The 17,457-nt window shown below is 63.7% G+C and carries 12 protein-coding genes; 9 read left to right on the top strand and 3 right to left on the bottom strand.

Going from position 1 to position 17,457, the window contains the following annotated elements; genetic code table 11:
- Positions 1–223: 223 nt before the first annotated feature.
- From AACY42_RS23080 to AACY42_RS23095, 4 genes are all read left to right on the top strand, one after another.
- Complete coding sequence (locus tag AACY42_RS23080) at positions 224–1,372, top strand: efflux RND transporter periplasmic adaptor subunit (protein WP_339482547.1); 1,149 nt, start codon at positions 224–226, stop codon at positions 1,370–1,372.
- Positions 1,373–3,343 carry a MacB family efflux pump subunit gene (locus AACY42_RS23085; RefSeq protein WP_339482549.1) on the top strand — a complete coding sequence of 657 codons (1,971 nt, stop codon included), beginning with the start codon at positions 1,373–1,375 and terminating at the stop codon, positions 3,341–3,343.
- 10 nt (positions 3,344–3,353) lie between these two features.
- Positions 3,354–4,748, top strand: a complete 1,395-nt coding sequence (locus AACY42_RS23090) for an efflux transporter outer membrane subunit (RefSeq protein ID WP_339482550.1) — start codon at positions 3,354–3,356, stop codon at positions 4,746–4,748.
- 493 nt (positions 4,749–5,241) lie between these two features.
- Positions 5,242–5,568 (top strand): DUF6124 family protein, encoded by a 327-nt coding sequence (locus tag AACY42_RS23095; RefSeq protein WP_339482551.1) that lies wholly within the window; start codon positions 5,242–5,244, stop codon positions 5,566–5,568.
- 201 nt (positions 5,569–5,769) lie between these two features.
- Here AACY42_RS23095 and AACY42_RS23100 read toward each other — a convergent pair whose 3' ends face one another.
- Together AACY42_RS23100 and pvdP are read right to left on the bottom strand one after the other, a co-directional pair.
- The gene (locus AACY42_RS23100; RefSeq protein WP_339482552.1) at positions 5,770–6,072 is read right to left on the bottom strand and encodes a hypothetical protein; all 303 of its coding nucleotides are present in this window, start codon (positions 6,070–6,072) and stop codon (positions 5,770–5,772) included.
- A 102-nt stretch (positions 6,073–6,174) separates the two neighbouring features.
- Positions 6,175–7,791: a pyoverdine maturation tyrosinase PvdP gene (gene pvdP, locus AACY42_RS23105; protein ID WP_339482553.1), complete on the bottom strand. Its 1,617-nt coding sequence runs from the start codon at positions 7,789–7,791 to the stop codon at positions 6,175–6,177.
- A 405-nt stretch (positions 7,792–8,196) separates the two neighbouring features.
- Here pvdP and pvdM point away from each other — a divergent pair, with 405 nt between their 5' ends.
- The 5 genes from pvdM (at position 8,197) to AACY42_RS23130 (ending at position 16,213) form a co-directional block, all read left to right on the top strand.
- The gene (pvdM, locus tag AACY42_RS23110) at positions 8,197–9,567 is read left to right on the top strand and encodes a pyoverdine-tailoring dipeptidase-like protein PvdM (RefSeq protein WP_339482555.1); all 1,371 of its coding nucleotides are present in this window, start codon (positions 8,197–8,199) and stop codon (positions 9,565–9,567) included.
- Entirely contained in the window at positions 9,564–10,844 is a 1,281-nt protein-coding gene (gene pvdN / locus AACY42_RS23115) for a pyoverdine-tailoring periplasmic protein PvdN (RefSeq protein WP_339482557.1), read from the top strand. Before pvdM ends, pvdN begins: the two co-directional genes overlap by 4 nt.
- A 24-nt stretch (positions 10,845–10,868) precedes the next feature.
- Positions 10,869–11,744 carry a dihydropyoverdine dehydrogenase gene (pvdO, locus tag AACY42_RS23120; protein ID WP_339482559.1) on the top strand — a complete coding sequence of 292 codons (876 nt, stop codon included), beginning with the start codon at positions 10,869–10,871 and terminating at the stop codon, positions 11,742–11,744.
- Between the two features lie 280 nt (positions 11,745–12,024).
- A complete protein-coding gene (locus tag AACY42_RS23125) occupies positions 12,025–13,674 on the top strand; it encodes a cyclic peptide export ABC transporter (RefSeq protein ID WP_339482561.1) in 1,650 nt (549 codons plus the stop codon).
- 103 nt (positions 13,675–13,777) lie between these two features.
- Positions 13,778–16,213, top strand: a complete 2,436-nt coding sequence (locus AACY42_RS23130; protein WP_339482563.1) for a TonB-dependent siderophore receptor — start codon at positions 13,778–13,780, stop codon at positions 16,211–16,213.
- A gap of 269 nt (positions 16,214–16,482) precedes the next feature.
- Here AACY42_RS23130 and AACY42_RS23135 read toward each other — a convergent pair whose 3' ends face one another.
- Complete coding sequence (locus tag AACY42_RS23135) at positions 16,483–17,445, bottom strand: alpha/beta hydrolase (RefSeq protein ID WP_339482564.1); 963 nt, start codon at positions 17,443–17,445, stop codon at positions 16,483–16,485.
- Between the last annotated feature and the right edge of the window lie 12 nt (positions 17,446–17,457).

Genomic DNA, 17,457 nt, shown 5'->3' on the forward strand with positions numbered 1-17,457 from the left:
ATTCAATCGCGTAATTTATAGTAATTCTCATATAGATTTAAAGCTTTGGTTTGTATCAAGGCTGATTCGTTCATTGCCAGTGGCGCCTGGCACTGCTGTTGTGGCGAAAGCCTGCCAAGTGTTCCGCACCTCTAAATTCCCGCCCCGAGCGCTCGTTTACCAGAACAGCCTCCCATCCCTGCCCTTCCTCGGACGGGTCCGATATCACCGGCCGGAACCCTGCATGAAACGTCCCCGCCTTACCCGACGCGCCTGCCTTCTCACCTTCGCCCTGCTTCCGGCCGTGGCCTTCGCCGCGTGGCAAGCGGTGGCGCCAAGCCGTGCGCCCCTGGTCACCGCCCCCGTCACCCGGGGCGATATCGAAAACAGCGTCACCGCCCTGGGCACCTTGCAACCGCGGCGTTATGTCGACGTCGGCGCCCAGGCGTCCGGGCAGATCCAGAAGATTCACGTGGAAGCCGGCGACGAGGTCCGTGAAGGCCAACTGCTGGTGGAAATCGACCCGTCCACGCAAAAAGCCAAGCTTGATGCCGGGCGCTTTTCCATCGAAAACCTCAAGGCCCAGCTCCAGGAACAGCGCGCCCAGCACGACCTTGCGCAGCAGAAATTCCGGCGCCAGCAGCAACTGAAGGCCGGCGGCGCCACCCGCGAGGAAGACGTGCAGACTGCCCAGGCCGAAGTGCGGGCGACCCAGGCGCGCATCGACATGTTCCAGGCCCAGATCCGCCAGGCCCAGGCCAGCCTGCGCAGTGACGAGGCTGAATTGGGCTATACGCGCATCTATGCGCCGATGAGCGGCACCGTGGTCGCCGTCGGTGCCCGGGAAGGCCAGACCCTCAACGCTCAGCAGCAAACCCCGCTGATCCTGCGCATCGCCCGGCTGTCGCCGATGACTGTCTGGGCCGAAGTCTCGGAAGCCGATATCGGCCACGTCAAACCAGGCATGAGCGCCTACTTCACCACCCTGGCCGGCGGCAGCCGGCGCTGGAGCAGCAGCGTTCGCCAGATCCTCCCGGTGCCGCCGCGCCCACTGGAAGCCAGCCAGGGCGGCAGCCCCACGGGCGGTCGCAGCGGCAGCGAGCGGGTGGTGCTCTACACCGTGTTGCTGGATGTGGACAACGCCGACCGCGCGCTGATGACCGACATGACCGCCCAAGTGTTTTTCGTCGCTGCCCAAGCCAAGGATGTGTTGACCGTACCCATCGCCGCTTTGCAGGACGTCGGCCAAGTTCAGGTGCTGGCCGACAATGGCGAGGTCCAGTCGCGCACCGTTCGCACCGGCGTCAGCGATCGGCTGCGCACACAGATCCTCGACGGCCTGAGCGAAGGCGACCGCGTGCTGATCGGCCCGGCCAGCGGCAGCGGAGGCTGAATGAACACGCCCCTGATCGAACTGCGGGACATTCGCAAAGCCTACGGCGGTGGCGACAGCCCGCGAGTGGAGGTGCTGCGCGGCATTGACTTGGCCATTCACGCCGGGGAATTCCTGGCGATTGTCGGGGCGTCCGGCTCCGGCAAATCCACCTTGATGAACATCCTCGGCTGCCTCGACCGCCCCACCCGCGGCGAGTACCGTTTCGCCGGCGAAGACGTCGCCAATCTGGGCAGCGATGAATTGGCCTGGTTGCGGCGCGAAGCGTTCGGTTTCGTGTTCCAGGGCTATCACCTGATTCCTTCCGGCACCGCCCAGGAAAACGTCGAGATGCCAGCCATCTACGCCGGCACCTCCGCCGCCGAGCGCCACGCCCGGGCCAGCGCCCTGCTCGAGCGCCTGGGCCTGGCCAGCCGCACCGGCAACCGCCCCCATCAATTGTCCGGCGGCCAGCAGCAACGGGTGTCGATTGCCCGGGCCTTGATGAACGGCGGGTACATCATCCTCGCCGACGAACCCACCGGTGCCCTCGACAGCCAGAGCGGCATCGAGGTCATGGCCTTGCTCGACGAACTGGCGAGCCAGGGCCATGTGGTGATCCTGATCACCCACGACCGCGAAGTGGCGGCCCGGGCCAAGCGCATCATCGAGATCCGCGATGGACTGATCATCAGCGACAGCGCCACCGCTTTGCCCCACGAGGTGCAAGCCAATCCAAAGGCCTTGCAAGCCGTGGACCTGCGCCAGCGCCTGAGTGCCGGCAGCGAACACAACGGTGCCTGGAAAGGCGAGCTGGTGGACGCGGTACAGGCGGCGTGGCGGGTGATGTGGATCAACCGTTTCCGCACCGCCCTGACGCTACTGGGCATCGTCATCGGCGTGGCCTCGGTGGTGGTCATGCTGGCCGTGGGCGAAGGCAGCAAGCGCCAGGTCATGGCCCAGATGGGCGCGTTCGGCTCGAACATCATCTACCTCAACGGCAGCGCGCCCGCGCCGCGCGCCGCCAAGGGCATCATCAGCGAATACGACCTGGCTGCCCTCGCCGACCTGCCCGAGGTGCAACGGATCATGCCGGTCAACGGCGCCGAAGCCAGCGTACGTTTCGGCAACCTCGACCACACCAGCTACGTCGGTGGCAACGACACGAACTTTCCGATCATCTTCAATTGGCCGGTGGCCGAGGGCAGCTACTTTACCGATGCCGACGAACGCGGCGCCGCGGCGGTGGCGGTGATCGGCCACAAGGTCCGGCAGAAGCTGCTCAAGGACGTCGCCGATCCCATCGGCCGCTACATCCTGATCGAGAACATGCCATTCCAGGTGGTCGGCGTACTGGCGGAAAAAGGCGCCAGCTCCGGGGATTCGGACGCCGACAATCGCATCGCCATCCCCTACTCCGCCGCCAGCGTGCGGCTGTTCGGCACCCGCCATCCCGAGTACGTGGTGATCGCCGCGCGCGATGCAGGCAAGGTCCAGGAGGCCGAACAGGCGATCTCCCGGACGCTGTTGCGCCTGCACGACGGCAAGCAGGATTTCGAGCTGACCAACAACGCCGCGATGATCCAGGCCGAGGCGCGCACCCAGGGCACGCTGTCACTGATGCTCGGCGCCATCGCGGCGATTTCGCTGCTGGTGGGCGGCATCGGCGTGATGAACATCATGCTCATGACCGTGCGCGAACGCACCCGCGAGATCGGCATCCGCATGGCCACCGGTGCCCGCCAGCGCGACATCCTGCGCCAATTCCTCACCGAAGCAGTGATGCTCTCGGTGGTCGGAGGGGTCACCGGTATCGGTCTGGCCCTGCTGGTGGGCGGCGCGTTGCTGCTGGGCAAGATCGCCGTGGCCTTCGAATGGTTGGCGGTGTTCGGCGCCTTCGGTTGCGCGCTGGTCACCGGCGTTGTCTTCGGTTTCATGCCCGCCCGCAAGGCCGCCCGCCTCGACCCGGTCGCGGCCCTTACCAGTGAATGAACCCCACGCTATGAAAGTCCACCTGACCCTCCTGGCCGCCAGCCTGTTGCTGGCAGCCTGCGCCACCCCTGCGTCGGCCCCGGACAGCGGCCTCCAACCACCACCGGCCTGGCAGAACCTCGATACGCCCAGCGCCCGAGCGGACAACCAGCAGTGGTGGACACACTTTGGCAGCCCGCAATTGAACCGTTTGATCGAGCAGGCGCGCCTGGACAGCCACGACCTGGCCGCCGCCATGGCCCGGGTGCGCCAGGCCGAGGCCAGCGCGGTGATCGCCGGGGCACCGTTGCTGCCCGCGGTCACGGCCGGGCTCAACGGCAATCGCCAGGAGTTGCTACGGGGCAAGAGCTACAGCCAGCTGGATGTGGATCGGAACAGCCGCACCATCGATTACTACGACGCCAACCTCAGCGCCACTTATGAGCTGGATTTCTGGGGCGGCAAACGGGCGGCCCGGGACAGTGCGCTGAAGACGTTGTCGGCCAGCCAGTTCGACCGCGCGACGGTGGAGTTGACCCTGTTCAGCGGCGTCGCCAACAGCTACACCCAGGCCTTGTCCCTGCGCGAACAACAGCGCATCGCCGAACAGAACCTGGGCAATGCCCAACGCGTGCTCGACCTGGTGCAGACCCGCTACGACGCCGGCAGTGCCACAGCCCTGGAACTGTCCCAGCAAAAAAGCCTGGTGGCAGCCCAGCAACGCCGGCTGCCCCAGGTGCAGCAACAGGCCCGCGAAGCCTTGATTACCCTGGCAACGCTGCTGGGGCAACCGGTGCAGTCGGTCACACTCGACGACGACAGTTTCGACCGCCTGCACTGGCCGGCCATCGACGCTGGCGTGCCCAGCCAATTGCTGAGCCGCCGCCCGGACATCGCCGCCGCCGAAGCCCGCCTCGCCGCCGCCCAGGCCGACATCACCGTCGCTCGCGCCGCCATGCTGCCCAGCATGACCCTGGGCCTGAGCCTCGCCACCGGCGCCGATATCGCCAACCAGTTGCTGCGCAACAACGTCTACAACCTCAGCGCCGGTTTGGCCGCGCCAATCTTCAACAACGGCCGCCTGAGCGCCGAACGCGACCGAGCCACCGCGCGCCAGGAAGAACTGCTGGAGCTCTACCGCGCAGCCATCATCAACGGCTTCGCCGACGTCGAAAAAGCCCTGAACGGCATCAACGGCCTGGACCGTCAACGGCAATGGCAAAGCGAAGAACTGCACCAGGCCCAGACCGCCTTCGACATCGCCCAACGCCGCTACCAGGCCGGCGCCGAAGACCTGCTCACCGTGCTGGAAACCCAACGCACGCTGTACGCCGCACAGGACATGAACGTGCAACTGCGATTGGCGCGGGTGCAGGCAAGTGTGGCGTTGTATAAGGCGTTGGGTGGGGGTTGGCGGGTGATGTAGGCCCCAGGCTCATCTTTCGATCGTTCCCACGCTCCGCGTGGGAATGCCTCTACGGACGCTCTGCGTTCGGCTCTCTGGGACGCGGAGCGTCCCCGGCTGCATTCCCACGCGGAGCGTGGGAACGATCAGTAATGGTGTTCGGCTTTGGCTCTGTTTATCCGGCCATGTAGGACTCCCGAGCAAGGCTACGCTGCCTTGCGTCATCGCCTACAACTACGCCAGAATCCGCCGGCTTGTGCGCTTGGCTCGTGGCTTTTACTGTTTCCGGGTCGCTGATTTCAGCGATCGGGTTTGGTAGCCCGCGAGTCAACTAGGCGCAAGCGCCACCTTCTACAGATGCTCTCTCGCGTCTGTGTCATGGTGGCCGTGCGCAGGGCGTCTTCGGGCGCGCCGGGTTCCTAGTGCTCCGGTCTACCAACCCGCGTACGGCCGCCACCCAATCGTTTGGTAGCGAGGGTGTCGGCTCCTGAAAATGAATACTAGGAGTTACGCCATGTTCAAGATCACCCCCAATCCCCCCGAAGACGATTCCAAGAAACTCGACGAAGCCGCCGACCGCGCCCTCGCCTACTACCTCGACTCAAAGCCTGAAAAACCCACTCCACCACCGGACCCGTTGTTCACCGTGGCCGAAGGCGCGGACCTGGAATGCCTGCTGGCCAACCTCAGCGAAACCCTCGCATCGGTCAATGCCATGGCCAATGAGCTGGCGTTTGATCTGGAAGGCGCACGGCGGAGTTTTGCCCTGGGGATCCAGCAGATGGTCGAGCTGAGTGAGCTCTTGGCAAACCGCGCCCTGGACATCGCCGCGCCGCGCTAAGCGCCCGCGTCATTGTGCTGAGCTACATCCCGTAGGAGCTGACGAGTGCAACGAGGCTGCGATCTTTCCCCTGACGCTTGAGTCCCAAGAGAAAGATCAAAAGATCGCAGCCTTCGGCAGCTCCTACTGAGCGCCCCCCAGCGAAGATCCCCTCGCCACAAGGGTGTCCGGCTTCATCCGGTGGATATTCGCAGGGATAAGCTATTTGGGCGGCGGCACCTTGAGCGCCGCCGTCGCCAGCTCGATCAGTGCCTGCTTGTCGTATTCGTCCACGTCGTTATCTCCATCGATGTCGCCATGGATCGAGACCTTGTCCAAAGCTCCATCGGGCTTCGTCCTGGAGACGCGAACGCTGTAGGAGGCCACGATCGAGTCGGAAAAATCCTTGCTCGGGTCGTCGTCAACGAAGCCCGTCATACGGGTGACGAAATCGAGTTTGACCGCACGATAGGTTTCGCCGGTTTTTTCAGCCAACGTAACCAAGATGCCTTTGCTGGTTTCCATTTGAAGTCCTCCAATGCTCATCGCACCGGAGCAACGTACTCTCTACAACAGACCGCGTCTGCTGTAAGAACTAACAGGTCGATCCGAAAAACCTGGCTGGGGTTACACCGGCTTGGACTTGAGATTGCGCGCATACCACGGCCGTTGCGGCACGCGGCGGAACAGTTCGGAGAGCTTTTTGTCATCGCTGCCGAAGGTGATGCGCAGGGCCAGCTTCATGGTTTCCGGGTCCATTTCCACCGAACGTCCGATCTGCAGCCCCGGCGTGGTGCTGCAACCGTGGGTGTCCGGGCCCAGCCAGGGGTCGGCGATTTCGACCCAGCGGCCCGGGGTGAACCAGGGCACGCCGTTGACGTCGAGCCGGCTCACTTCCCCCGGGTGGAAACGTTCGTGGGCGCGGAACCAGTCTTCGAGGCGGTCGTCGATCCAGCCGTGGAAGGCCCAGAACACCGGGCTCACGTGGGAGGAAAACGGATCACCGAGGAAGTCGTTTTCCGGCGCGTACCAGCGCGCGGCGAAGTCGTCCGGGTCGCGAGCGAACGGCACCGGGTGACCGTTGGAAGGGTCACGCGGCACCGAGGCCCAGCGCATGTGCAGCCAGTCGTGCAGGCCCAATTCCACTTCCGAACCAAACTGGCCCAGGGTCAGTTTCGACAGGTAGCGCGGGTCGCGGTAGCGCGATTCCCAGACCTGGAAATTGCTGTGGTAGGTCTCGGCGGTCTTGATGTCGCTGACCCACTGGGCGTACTGCGCGTCGCCATCGGCCAGCCAGGTGGGCGGCAAGGCCGTGCCATCGTGGTTATCGAGGTAGCGGGCAAACCCAAGGCGATCGCGTTCCAGCTCCGGTTGCGGCAAGGGAAAGCGCGGCCACGACGGCAGCGGCTGGAACGAACGGGCCGTGCCGAGCATGTGTCGGTGCATGAAAAAGAAGTCCACGCCCGAGCCGTTGCGATCCTTGCGCGGGCCGCGGGCATCACGCTCCTGGTCCCGTGGGCCGGGCTGCCAGCCGATGCCGCGCAAGGCATTGCGCTTGTCTTCGTCCAGGGTGTGCCATTTGTCCCGCGTGGCGTGCCAGAGCTGGTGGAACAGCCGATGCTCGGGCGACACCAGCCAGGCCAGCAACGGCGGGCTCAGCGGCGTGCGCTCCCGGGCCTCGGGGAAGCGCTGCTTGAGGGCGATGAAATGATTGTCCTGTTCAGGCAGTGCCATGGGGCGGTCCAGGCGCAACACACGACCGCTGAGGGTGGCGCTGCCGGCATTGCCGAAGCCGGCCCAGACTTCGTCCAGGGTCATGATGCATTCATAGTCCGGCGCGTCCTGTCGGGCACTCATCAGCCGCCAGCTCAGTTGCTTCGGGTCGGTGCCGGCCAGGTCGCCCAGCACCCGATAACGCGGCTCATCGGTGTCGCGCAAGCGTTCGGCAGTGTCGAGGTAGCCCACCAGGCCACGGCCCCTTTGGCCGATGTCGAGCAATAGCTGCAAATCGTCCTGCGGCAAACCTTCGAGACCGGCGTCACGGCCGGTGAAACGGATCGTCCAGATGCCCCGCAACGCATCGGCCCGGCGCTGGCCCTCTACGTCAGCCACGTCGAACGAGGCCTCGCCGGGGGTAATGGTCGGGTCCGGCCGGGTCAGTTCGCGATGCCCGTAATACACCGCAGGCACGGCGGCACCGGTCAGCGCCAGGCCTGCCATGAACCATCGTCGAGAAATCGTCATTGCCTTACCTGTGTCCAGCCCTGGAGCGGGCTTTATCCAAGCTAGAACGAGGGGTGGGCTGACAAATTTATAGGCAGCTGTGAGGGCCTCATCGCGAGCAGGCTCGCTCCCACAATGGATCTGAGTACATTCGCAAGAGATGGGTGGGTTTCAAGGCCGCTATCGCGAGCAAGCTCGCTCCCACAGGGGATCTGGGTACATTCAGCAGAAACAGGTCAACTGCAAGGCCGCCTCGCGAGCAAGCTTTGCTCCCACAGTGGAATTGGATGCGGTCCCCTGTGGGAGCGAGCTTGCTCGCGATGGCGGCCCCGAGAACACCTAAATTTCCCCGCCGATCACTCGTTCTCCCCAGATAGCAAAGGCCCCGCGCCTGTCCTTCCAAGGCGAACCTGACTGAGATCGGCAATGACAACACCTCGTTCGAAAAAGGCTCTTTTCATCGGCCTGCCCCTGGCCCTGGCGTTGGCCGTCGGTGCTGGCGTCGCGGCTTGGGACCACTGGTGGCGGGATAACCCCGGCTACCCGGTCAAAGTCATGAACGAAGCCAGGGAGCTGCACGAACGCCTGCTGTCCTTCGACAGCCACATCACCGTACCGCTGGATTTCGGCACCGCCGGCAATGAAGCCGACAAGGACGGCAGCGGCCAGTTCGACCTGGTGAAAGCCAACCGCGGGCAGTTGTCCGGTGCGGCCCTGACGGTGTTTGGCTGGCCGGAGTTGTGGAACGGCCCCAACGCGCCGCACAAGCCCACCGCCGGCTTCGTTGAGGAAGCGCGCAACCAGCAGGAGGTGCGCTACAAGATCATCACCGGCATGGTCCGGGACTTCCCCAACCAGGTCGCCATCGCCTACACCCCGGATGATTTCCGTCGCCTGCACGGCGAAGGCAAGTTCGCGATCTTCATCAGCATGCTCAACGCCTATCCCCTCGGCCACGACCTGAGCCTGCTGGACCTGTGGACGGCGCGGGGCATGCGCATGTTCGGCTTCAGCTACATCGGCAACAACGACTGGGCCGACTCCTCGCGACCGCTGCCGTTCTTCAACGATTCGCCCGACGCCCTCGGCGGCCTGTCGGACATCGGCAAGCAAGCGGTGACGCGCCTGAACGACCTGGGCGTGATCATTGACGTGTCGCAGATGTCGACCCAAGCCCTGGAGCAAGTCGCGCAACTGAGCCGCACGCCGCTGGTGGCGTCCCATTCGGCACCACGGGCGATGGTCGACATTGCGCGCAACCTCAGCGACAAGGAAATGCAACTGATCAAGGCCAGCGGCGGCGTGGTGCAGATCGTCGGTTTCTCCCAATACCTGCGGCCGCTGACGCAAAAGACCCAGGACAAACTCAACGCCCTGCGCGAACGCTTCGACCTGCCGCCACTGCCCAACCTGGCGATGGCGCTGATGCCCGGCGACCCGATCATCGCCGCCTGGCCGGAACAGAAATTCGGCGAATACGCCGGCCAGCTGTACGGCATTCTCGAAGAGGAACCCAAGGCCAGCCTCAAGGACCTGGGGGAGGCCATCGACTACACCGTGCGCAAGATCGGCATCGATCACGTCGGCATCAGCTCGGACTTCAACGAAGGCGGCGGAGTGAAAGGCTGGGAGAACGTCGGCGACATCCGCAACGTCACCGCCGAACTGCTGACCCGCGGCTACTCCGAAGCCGACATCGCCAAACTGTGGGGCGGCAATTTCCTGCGGGTCTGGGATCAGGTCCAGAAAGCCGCCCGCCCCGTCCTCGCCTCGACCCAAAAGACTGTCCAGCCATGAATGAACGTCGCACCTTCCTGAAGCAGGCCGGGATCCTCGTCGCCGGCCTGCCCCTCGCCGCCAGCCTGCCCGCCACGGCCAGCGCCGATCCTCTGCCGCCGCTGCCGAAAAATAAATGGGCGCAACTGCGCTCGCTGTTCGATCAGGACCCGGACTACCTGCACTTCTCCAACTTCCTGGTCACCACTCACCCGCGCCCGGTGCGCGAGGCCATCGAAAAGCACCGCGCCGCCCTGGATAAAAACCCGGGGCTGTTGATGGACTGGGACCTGGGCGTCACCGAAGAACGCGAGGAAAACGTCCGCACCTGGGCCGGCCGCTACCTGCAAGCGAACCCGAAGCAGATCGCCCTCACCGGCAGCACCACCGAAGGCCTGTCGATGATCTACGGCGGCGTCCATGTGGCGGCCGACCAGGAAATACTCACCACCACCCACGAACACTACGCCACTCACACCATTCTCGACCTGCGCACCCAACGGACGGAAACACGGGTGCGCAAGATCAAGCTGTTCGACAACGCCCACGACGCCAGCCATGAACAGATCCTCACGGCCATCGACCGCAACATCCGCCCCGAAACCCGGGTGCTGGGCATGACCTGGGTGCACTCGGGCAGCGGTGTGAAGCTGCCGATCGACAAGATCGGCGCCCTGGTGGACAAGCACAACCAGGGCCGCAGCGATGAACAGCGGATCATTTATGTGGTGGACGGCGTGCACGGTTTCGGCGTCGAAGACCTCAGCTTCCCCGCCATGAATTGCGACTTTTTCATCGCCGGCACCCACAAGTGGATGTTTGGCCCACGCGGCACGGGCCTGGTGTGCAGCCGCAGCGAAGAGCTCAAGTACGTCACGCCAATCATCCCGACCTTCTCCGAAGCCACGGCGTTTTCCACCACCATGACCCCAGGCGGTTATCACGCTTTCGAGCATCGCTGGGCGGCGGACGAAGCGTTCAAGTTGCACCTGCAATTGGGCAAGGCCGAGGTGCAGGCGCGCATCCATGCCCTCAATAGCTATTTGAAAAAACAGCTGCTGGCACAGCCGCAGATCGAACTGGTCACCCCGCTGAGCCCAGACCTGTCCGCCGGTTTCACCTTCTTCCGGGTCAAGGGCCGCGACAGCGACGAAGTCGCCGCTTACCTGATGAAGAACCGGGTGATCGCCGACGCCGTGCATCGCGATGCGGGGCCGGTGGTCCGCACCGCGCCGGGGCTGCTCAACACCGAAGCCGAGATCGATCGCTTCATGGGCTTGCTGGCCAAGACACTCTGAACCTGACTTTAACGAGAGAAATAGATGAACAGTTTTTCCTTGAAGCTACTCCCGGCACTGGCCCTCGCCGCCCTGCTGCCCTCCGGCGCCCAGGCGTCTCAAGCGGGCCAGGTCTTTCGTGACTGCAAGGACTGCCCGGAAATGGTCGTGCTGCCCACCGGCACCTTCCAGATGGGCACACCGGACGACGAAGTAGGCCGCGAGCCCGACGAAGGCCCGATGCACCCAGTGACGTTCGCCAAACCGCTGGCGATCAGTCGCTTGCAGGTGCTCAAGGGTGAATGGTTCGCCTACTTGCGCGACACCGGCTACACGATGCCCGACGGCGACGAGCGTCCCGGTCGCGCCTGCAAGGCCGGCATCCCGGACTACCAGGGCAGCGACCCGCGCAAGCAGTACACCGACCGGCACCCGGCGGTGTGCATGGACTTCGCCGAGGCCAATGCCTACGTGGCGTGGTTGTCGAAAAAGACCGGCAAGCAATACCGATTGGTCAGCGAATCCCTGCGCGAGTACGCAGCACGCGGCGGCAGCACCGGGTCGTTCCCCTTCCCTTTTGACGAGGGCAAGGAATACAGCATCGCCCAGCACGCCAACACCTACGGCGCGGCCGACGGCTACAACTTCACCGCCCCGGCCGGCAGCTTCGCACCCAACGCCTTCGGCGTGTATGACATGCACGGCAACATCTACGAATGGACCGCCGATTGCTACAACGAAAACTACGTGGGCGCCCCGAGCGACGGCAGCGCCTGGCTGACCGGCAAGTGCGAATTCAAACGAATCCGCGGCAACGACTGGGGCGAGGCGCCAGTGTTCTCCCGCTCCGGCAACCGCAACGCACTGGTGCCAGGCGACCGCGGCGACTGGATCGGTTTTCGGGTGGCGCGGGATATGTAATCAACCTACCGGACACACCTGAAGCCCCGCTTTTGTGGCGAGGGAGCTTGCTCCCGCTGGGCTGCGAAGCGGCCCCAAGATTTTGCGGTCGCTGCGCAACCGAGCGGGAGCAAGCTCCCTCGCCACAATAATGTGTGTCAGGCGGCTCCTCGCTAAATCCTCTTCCCATCCAATCGTTCTACAGGTGGGCGCGCTCCAACCCGGCGTGCCGCCGTCCTCCAGCCCATGCGGTGAATGCCCCGCGATGGCGTTCGCCCTTTTCATCTAGCAGGAAACCTCCATGAGCCAACCAAAACGCGGGGTGATCAATGAATTGTTCACCTTGCTCAAACCCTTCCGGCTGATTGTCATCGGCGCCATCCTGCTGGGCATGGTCGGTGGTCTCAGCGTGACCGTGCTGCTGGCGACCATCAACAAGGTGCTGCACGCCGAAAGCGGGCTGAGCCACACCGTGGTGGGGGTGTTCGCCGGGTTGTGCCTGCTGGCCCTCGTCAGTTCCATCTGTTCCGACATCGGCACCAACTACGTCGGCCAGAAGATCATCGCCAAGCTGCGCAAGGAGCTGGGGGAAAAAGTCCTGTCGGCGCCCATCCAGCAGATCGAACGCTACCGCAGCCATCGCCTGATCCCGGTGCTGACCCATGACGTCGACACCATCAGCGACTTCGCCTTCGCCTTCGCCCCGCTCGCCATTTCCCTGACCGTCACCCTCGGTTGCATGGGTTACCTGGCGATGCTGTCGTGGCCGATGTTCCTGATGATGGTCGTGGCAATCATCATCGGCACCGTGGTGCAGTACATCGCCCGCGGTCGTGGGATCAAGGGCTTCATGGAGGCTCGCGATTCCGAGGACGAATTGCAGAAGCACTACAACGCCATTGCCGAAGGCGCCAAGGAGCTGCGCATCCATCGCCCCCGTCGGCAACGCATGTTCGTCTCGGGCATCGAGCACACCGCCGACAAGATCTGCGACACGCAGATCCGCTCGGTGAACATTTTCGTGATCGCCAAGACCTTCGGCTCGATGCTGTTCTTCGTGGTGATCGGCCTGGCCCTGGCCCTGCAGTCGCTGTGGCCGAGCGCCGACAAAGCGGTGATGAGCGGTTTCGTGCTGGTGTTGCTGTACATGAAAGGCCCGCTGGAACACCTGATCGGTACCCTGCCCATCGTCAGTCGTGCGCAGATCGCCTTCCGCCGCATCGCCGAATTGTCAGAACAGTTTTCATCCCCGGAACCGCACTTGCTACTCAACGACCAGGGCCAGCCGAAAACGCCGGTGCAGACGCTGGAACTGAGCAATGTGGCCTACAGCTTCCCGGCGGTGGAAGGCGCCACGCCGTTCCGCCTGGGGCCGGTGAACCTGAAGATCGACCAGGGCGACATCGTGTTCATCGTCGGTGAAAACGGCTGTGGCAAGACCACGCTGATCAAGCTGCTGTTGGGCCTCTACGCGCCGCAGCAAGGGGAAATCCGTCTCAACGACCACGCCGTGACGGCCGTGACCCGCGATGACTATCGCCAGTTGTTCACGACGATTTTTGCCGACTACTACCTGTTCGACGACATCGTCCAAGGCGACACCCATATCCCGGACGACGCCAACCAATACCTGCAACGCCTGGAGATCGCCCACAAGGTCAGCGTGCGCGACGGCGCCTTTACCACCACCGACCTGTCCACTGGCCAGCGCAAGCGCCTGGCGCTGGTCAATGCGTGGCTGGAAGAGCGTCCGGTGCTGGTCTTCGACGAATGGGCCGCCGACCAGGACCCGACCTTCCGGCGGATTTTCTACACGGAGTTGCTGCCGGACCTCAAGCGCCTGGGCAAGACCATCATCGTGATTTCCCACGACGACCGTTACTTCGACGTGGCCGACCAATTGGTGCGCATGGAAGCCGGCCGTGTCATCACCGAACTGCAACCCGCGTAAATAATCACGATTCTCATTCTGGTTTTTCTGGGGTGGTGCGTCCTAATTAAGAATTGATCACAACTACACCCTATTAAAACTAAAACCTGCAAGAGTGAAACACATGCCAGCAACTCCGGGAATTCCACGTTTTACCAAGGCACTGATCATGCGCCGCCTGCTGCAACCAGGCTTCAGCGCCACCGCGTTCAGCCTGGCACTGGCCATGCCGTTCAGCGCGCAGGTCCAGGCACAGGAAGTCGACCTCAACATTGCGGCGCAGTCACTGGCGAGTGCCCTGCAGGCGTTGAGCAATCAATCGAACATGCAAGTGCTCTACAGCGCCGATGATGTCCAGGGCCTGCGCAGCCAGCCGGTGAACGGCCGGTTGTCGCCGGCGCAAGCGTTGTCGCAGATGCTGGTGGGGACCGGCGTCATGTTCACCATCCAGGGCAACACCGCCAGCGTGCGCGCCAGGACGGCGGGCGATTCGCTGGAACTGAGCGCCACCACCATCACCGGTAAATCCGCGGAATCGGCCTACGGCCCGGTGGACGGCTACGTCGCCACCCGCAGCGCCACCGGCACCAAGACCGACACGCCGATCCTCGAGATCCCGCAGACCATCAACGTGGTCACCGCCGACCAGATCGCCATCCAGGGCGCACGCAACCTGACCCAGGCCTTGCGCTACACGCCGGGCCTGGACACCAGCGGCTTCACCGACCGCAACACCATCGCCGATGAAGTCACCAGCCGCGGGTTCGCACCGACACAGCTGTACCTCGACGGTGCCTACCTGCCCTATGCCGGCAGCCTGGGCGGCGCGCCGCAAATCGATCCATATACCCTGGAGCGCATCGAAGTGCTCAAAGGCCCCTCATCGGTGCTGTACGGACAGAACCAGCCCGGCGGCTTGATCAACATGGTCTCCAAGCGACCGACCACTGAACAGCGCAGCCAGATCAAGCTGGGCGCGGGCAGCTACAACCGGGTCAACGGCGCGTTCGACACCAGCGGCCCAATCGACGATCAAAAGGAGTTCAGCTACCGCGTCATCGGCGTGGCGAAAAAAGGCAACCAACAAGTCGATCACACCCACAGCGAACGCATGCTGCTGGCGCCAAGCCTGACCTGGACACCCAACGAAGACACTTCGTTGACGGTGCTGGCGCAGATCCAGCGCGATGACGGCCTGGAGGACTATCAAGCCCTGCCGATGATCGGCTCCCTGAAGCGCGGCCCCAACGGCCAGCGGATCGACCGGGACTTTTTTTCCGGCGACACGCGGTGGAACGACTACAAGCGTGACCAGTTCGTTCTCGGCTACGACTTCAGCCACAACCTCACCGATGACCTGACGTTCCGCTCCACGGCTCGTTACACCGATGTGCGTGACCAGTATCGGGGCTTCTACCTGCGTGGTTTCGTTGGGAATGACCAGACCCAGGCCACTCGCAACAAACTCGACTGGCAGCAGCACAACACCGCCTACACCGTCGATAACAACCTGGAATACAAGTTCAACACCGGCGCCCTCGAGCACACCACCCTGACGGGCGTGGACTATCGCCATTTCAACCGTAAATACAAGGGCTACAACATCACAGGCGCGCCAATCGACCTGTACGGCAATAACAACAACTACGACACCAGCAGCGTGACCCCGACGCTGGACACCCAATGGGACAACACCGTTCGCCAGACCGGCGTCTACCTGCAAGACCAGATCAAGCTGGACAAGTGGATCCTGACCGTGGGTGGCCGCCAGGACTGGGCCGAAGTGGACAACAAGGACCTGCTGGCACGCACTGTTTCCTCACTGCGTGACAACAAGTTCACCGGCCGGATCGGCCTGACCTATGTCACCGATTTCGGCCTGGCACCCTACATCAGCTACTCGGAATCCTTCCTGCCGACCTCGGGCACGGACGCTAGCAGCACGGCCTTCAAGCCGACCGAGGGTGAACAATATGAAGTGGGTGTGAAATACCAGCCGTTCGACAAAACGATGATTACCGCCTCGGTGTTCCAGATCAAACAGAAGAACCTGGTCACCGCCGACCCTGCCGATCCCCAGAATTCGATCCAGTCGGGCCAGGTACGTTCACGGGGTGTCGAGCTGGAAGTCAAATCCACCGTCGACAACATCGAAGTCATGGCCGCCGCCACTTACCTCGACTCGTTCTACACCAAGGACAACTACGGCAACGAGGACAACCGCAGCGAGCAACAGGCGCCGTTCTCCGCCACACTGTGGGCCAACTACCACTTCACCCAGGCCACCCTCAATGGCTTGACCTTCGGCGCAGGCGCCCGCCACACCGGTCGCAAGCCGGGCGACGCGGCCAACTCGTTCGACGTCCCTGCCTACACCGTGTTCGACACCACCATCAGCTATGACATGGGCAAGGCCACCTCGAGCCTGCGTGGCGTCACCACCAGCCTGAACGTGCAGAACGTCTTCGACCGCGAATACGTGTCCAACTGCAACTACTCGTTCGGCTGCTACTACGGCCAGGAACGCGTGGCCTCGCTGGAGGTGACCTACGACTTCTAAGCAACACCGCACACAAAAAAACCGGGCCTGACCCGGTTTTTTTGTGCCTACCAATACGGTACATGGGCAATACCCTGTGGGAGCGAGCCTGCTCGCGATGCGGTGTTTCAGTCACTTCAGATGCCGGCTGCCCCACCGCTTTCGCGAGCAGGCTCGCTCCCACAAGGGATTTGTGGCGTATGCAAATCCTCAGACCACCCAAACACAACTGTGGGAGGGCTGTGGCGTGTGCACATCCTGAGACCACCCCCACAGGGAATGGTGGGCCCTCAGGCGGTCAGTGCAATCCGCAGCGCCTGGCTCAACTGCCCATACACCTCGTCAATCTCCGGCACCACGCTCTGCAAGCGCAGGTAGTCGTGGATCAGGCCGGTGTATTCGATCAGTTCCACGCTCACCCCCTGCGCCTGCAAACGCCGGGCGTAGGCGCGGCCTTCGTCGAGCAGCGGGTCATGGCCGGCCAGGGCGATCAGGGCCGGGGCCAGGCCTGGGTAACCGGGCGCCAGCAGGGGCGAGAAACGCCAGTCCAGGCGATCGGTGGGCTCATTGGCGTAGTGCCGGTAGAACCACTCGAGGGTTTCACTCTCCAGCAGATAACCTTCGCCGAACAGCTCGGTGGACGGGCTGCTGGTGGACGCATCGGTCACCGGGTAGCAGAGCAATTGAAAGCACGGCTTGACCGCCAGCAAGGCGGGTTCCAAGGCCGCTTGCAGCGCCAGCACCGTCGCCAGGGTCGCGCCGACGCTGTCGCCGCCGAACGCCACGCGGCTCAGGTCCAGGCCTTCGGCGCGGGCCTGCCGGGCCAGCCAGTCGAGGGCGTCGGCGCCGTCGTTCAGCGGGGTCGGGAAGGTGTGTTCCGGGGCCAGGCGATAGCCCACCGACAACACCGCGCAGGGTGTCCGGGCACAGAATTCGCGGCAGACGCCGTCGTGGGAGTCCAGGCTGCCGACCACATAACCACCGCCGTGAAAGTACACCAGCACCGGCAGCGCCTGGGTCGAAGCCGTGGCGGGACGGTACAGCCGCAGCGCCAGCGTCGCGCCGTCACGGGTCGTGAATGCGTGAGCGGCGCACTGCACATCCGCCGGAGCGCTCCAGCGCAATTGCACCGTGGTGCGCTCGAACGCCTCACGGGCCTGGGCCGGTGTCGACAGGTGAAACGGCCCGGGGCCCTCGGCCTGGCTTTCTTCGGCCAGGTCGAGGAAGGCATTGAGTTCCGGATGCAGGGACATCGCAGGGGTTCC

The organism is Pseudomonas sp. RL_5y_Pfl2_73 (assembly GCF_963970515.1).
In the GTDB taxonomy this organism is placed as follows: domain Bacteria; phylum Pseudomonadota; class Gammaproteobacteria; order Pseudomonadales; family Pseudomonadaceae; genus Aquipseudomonas.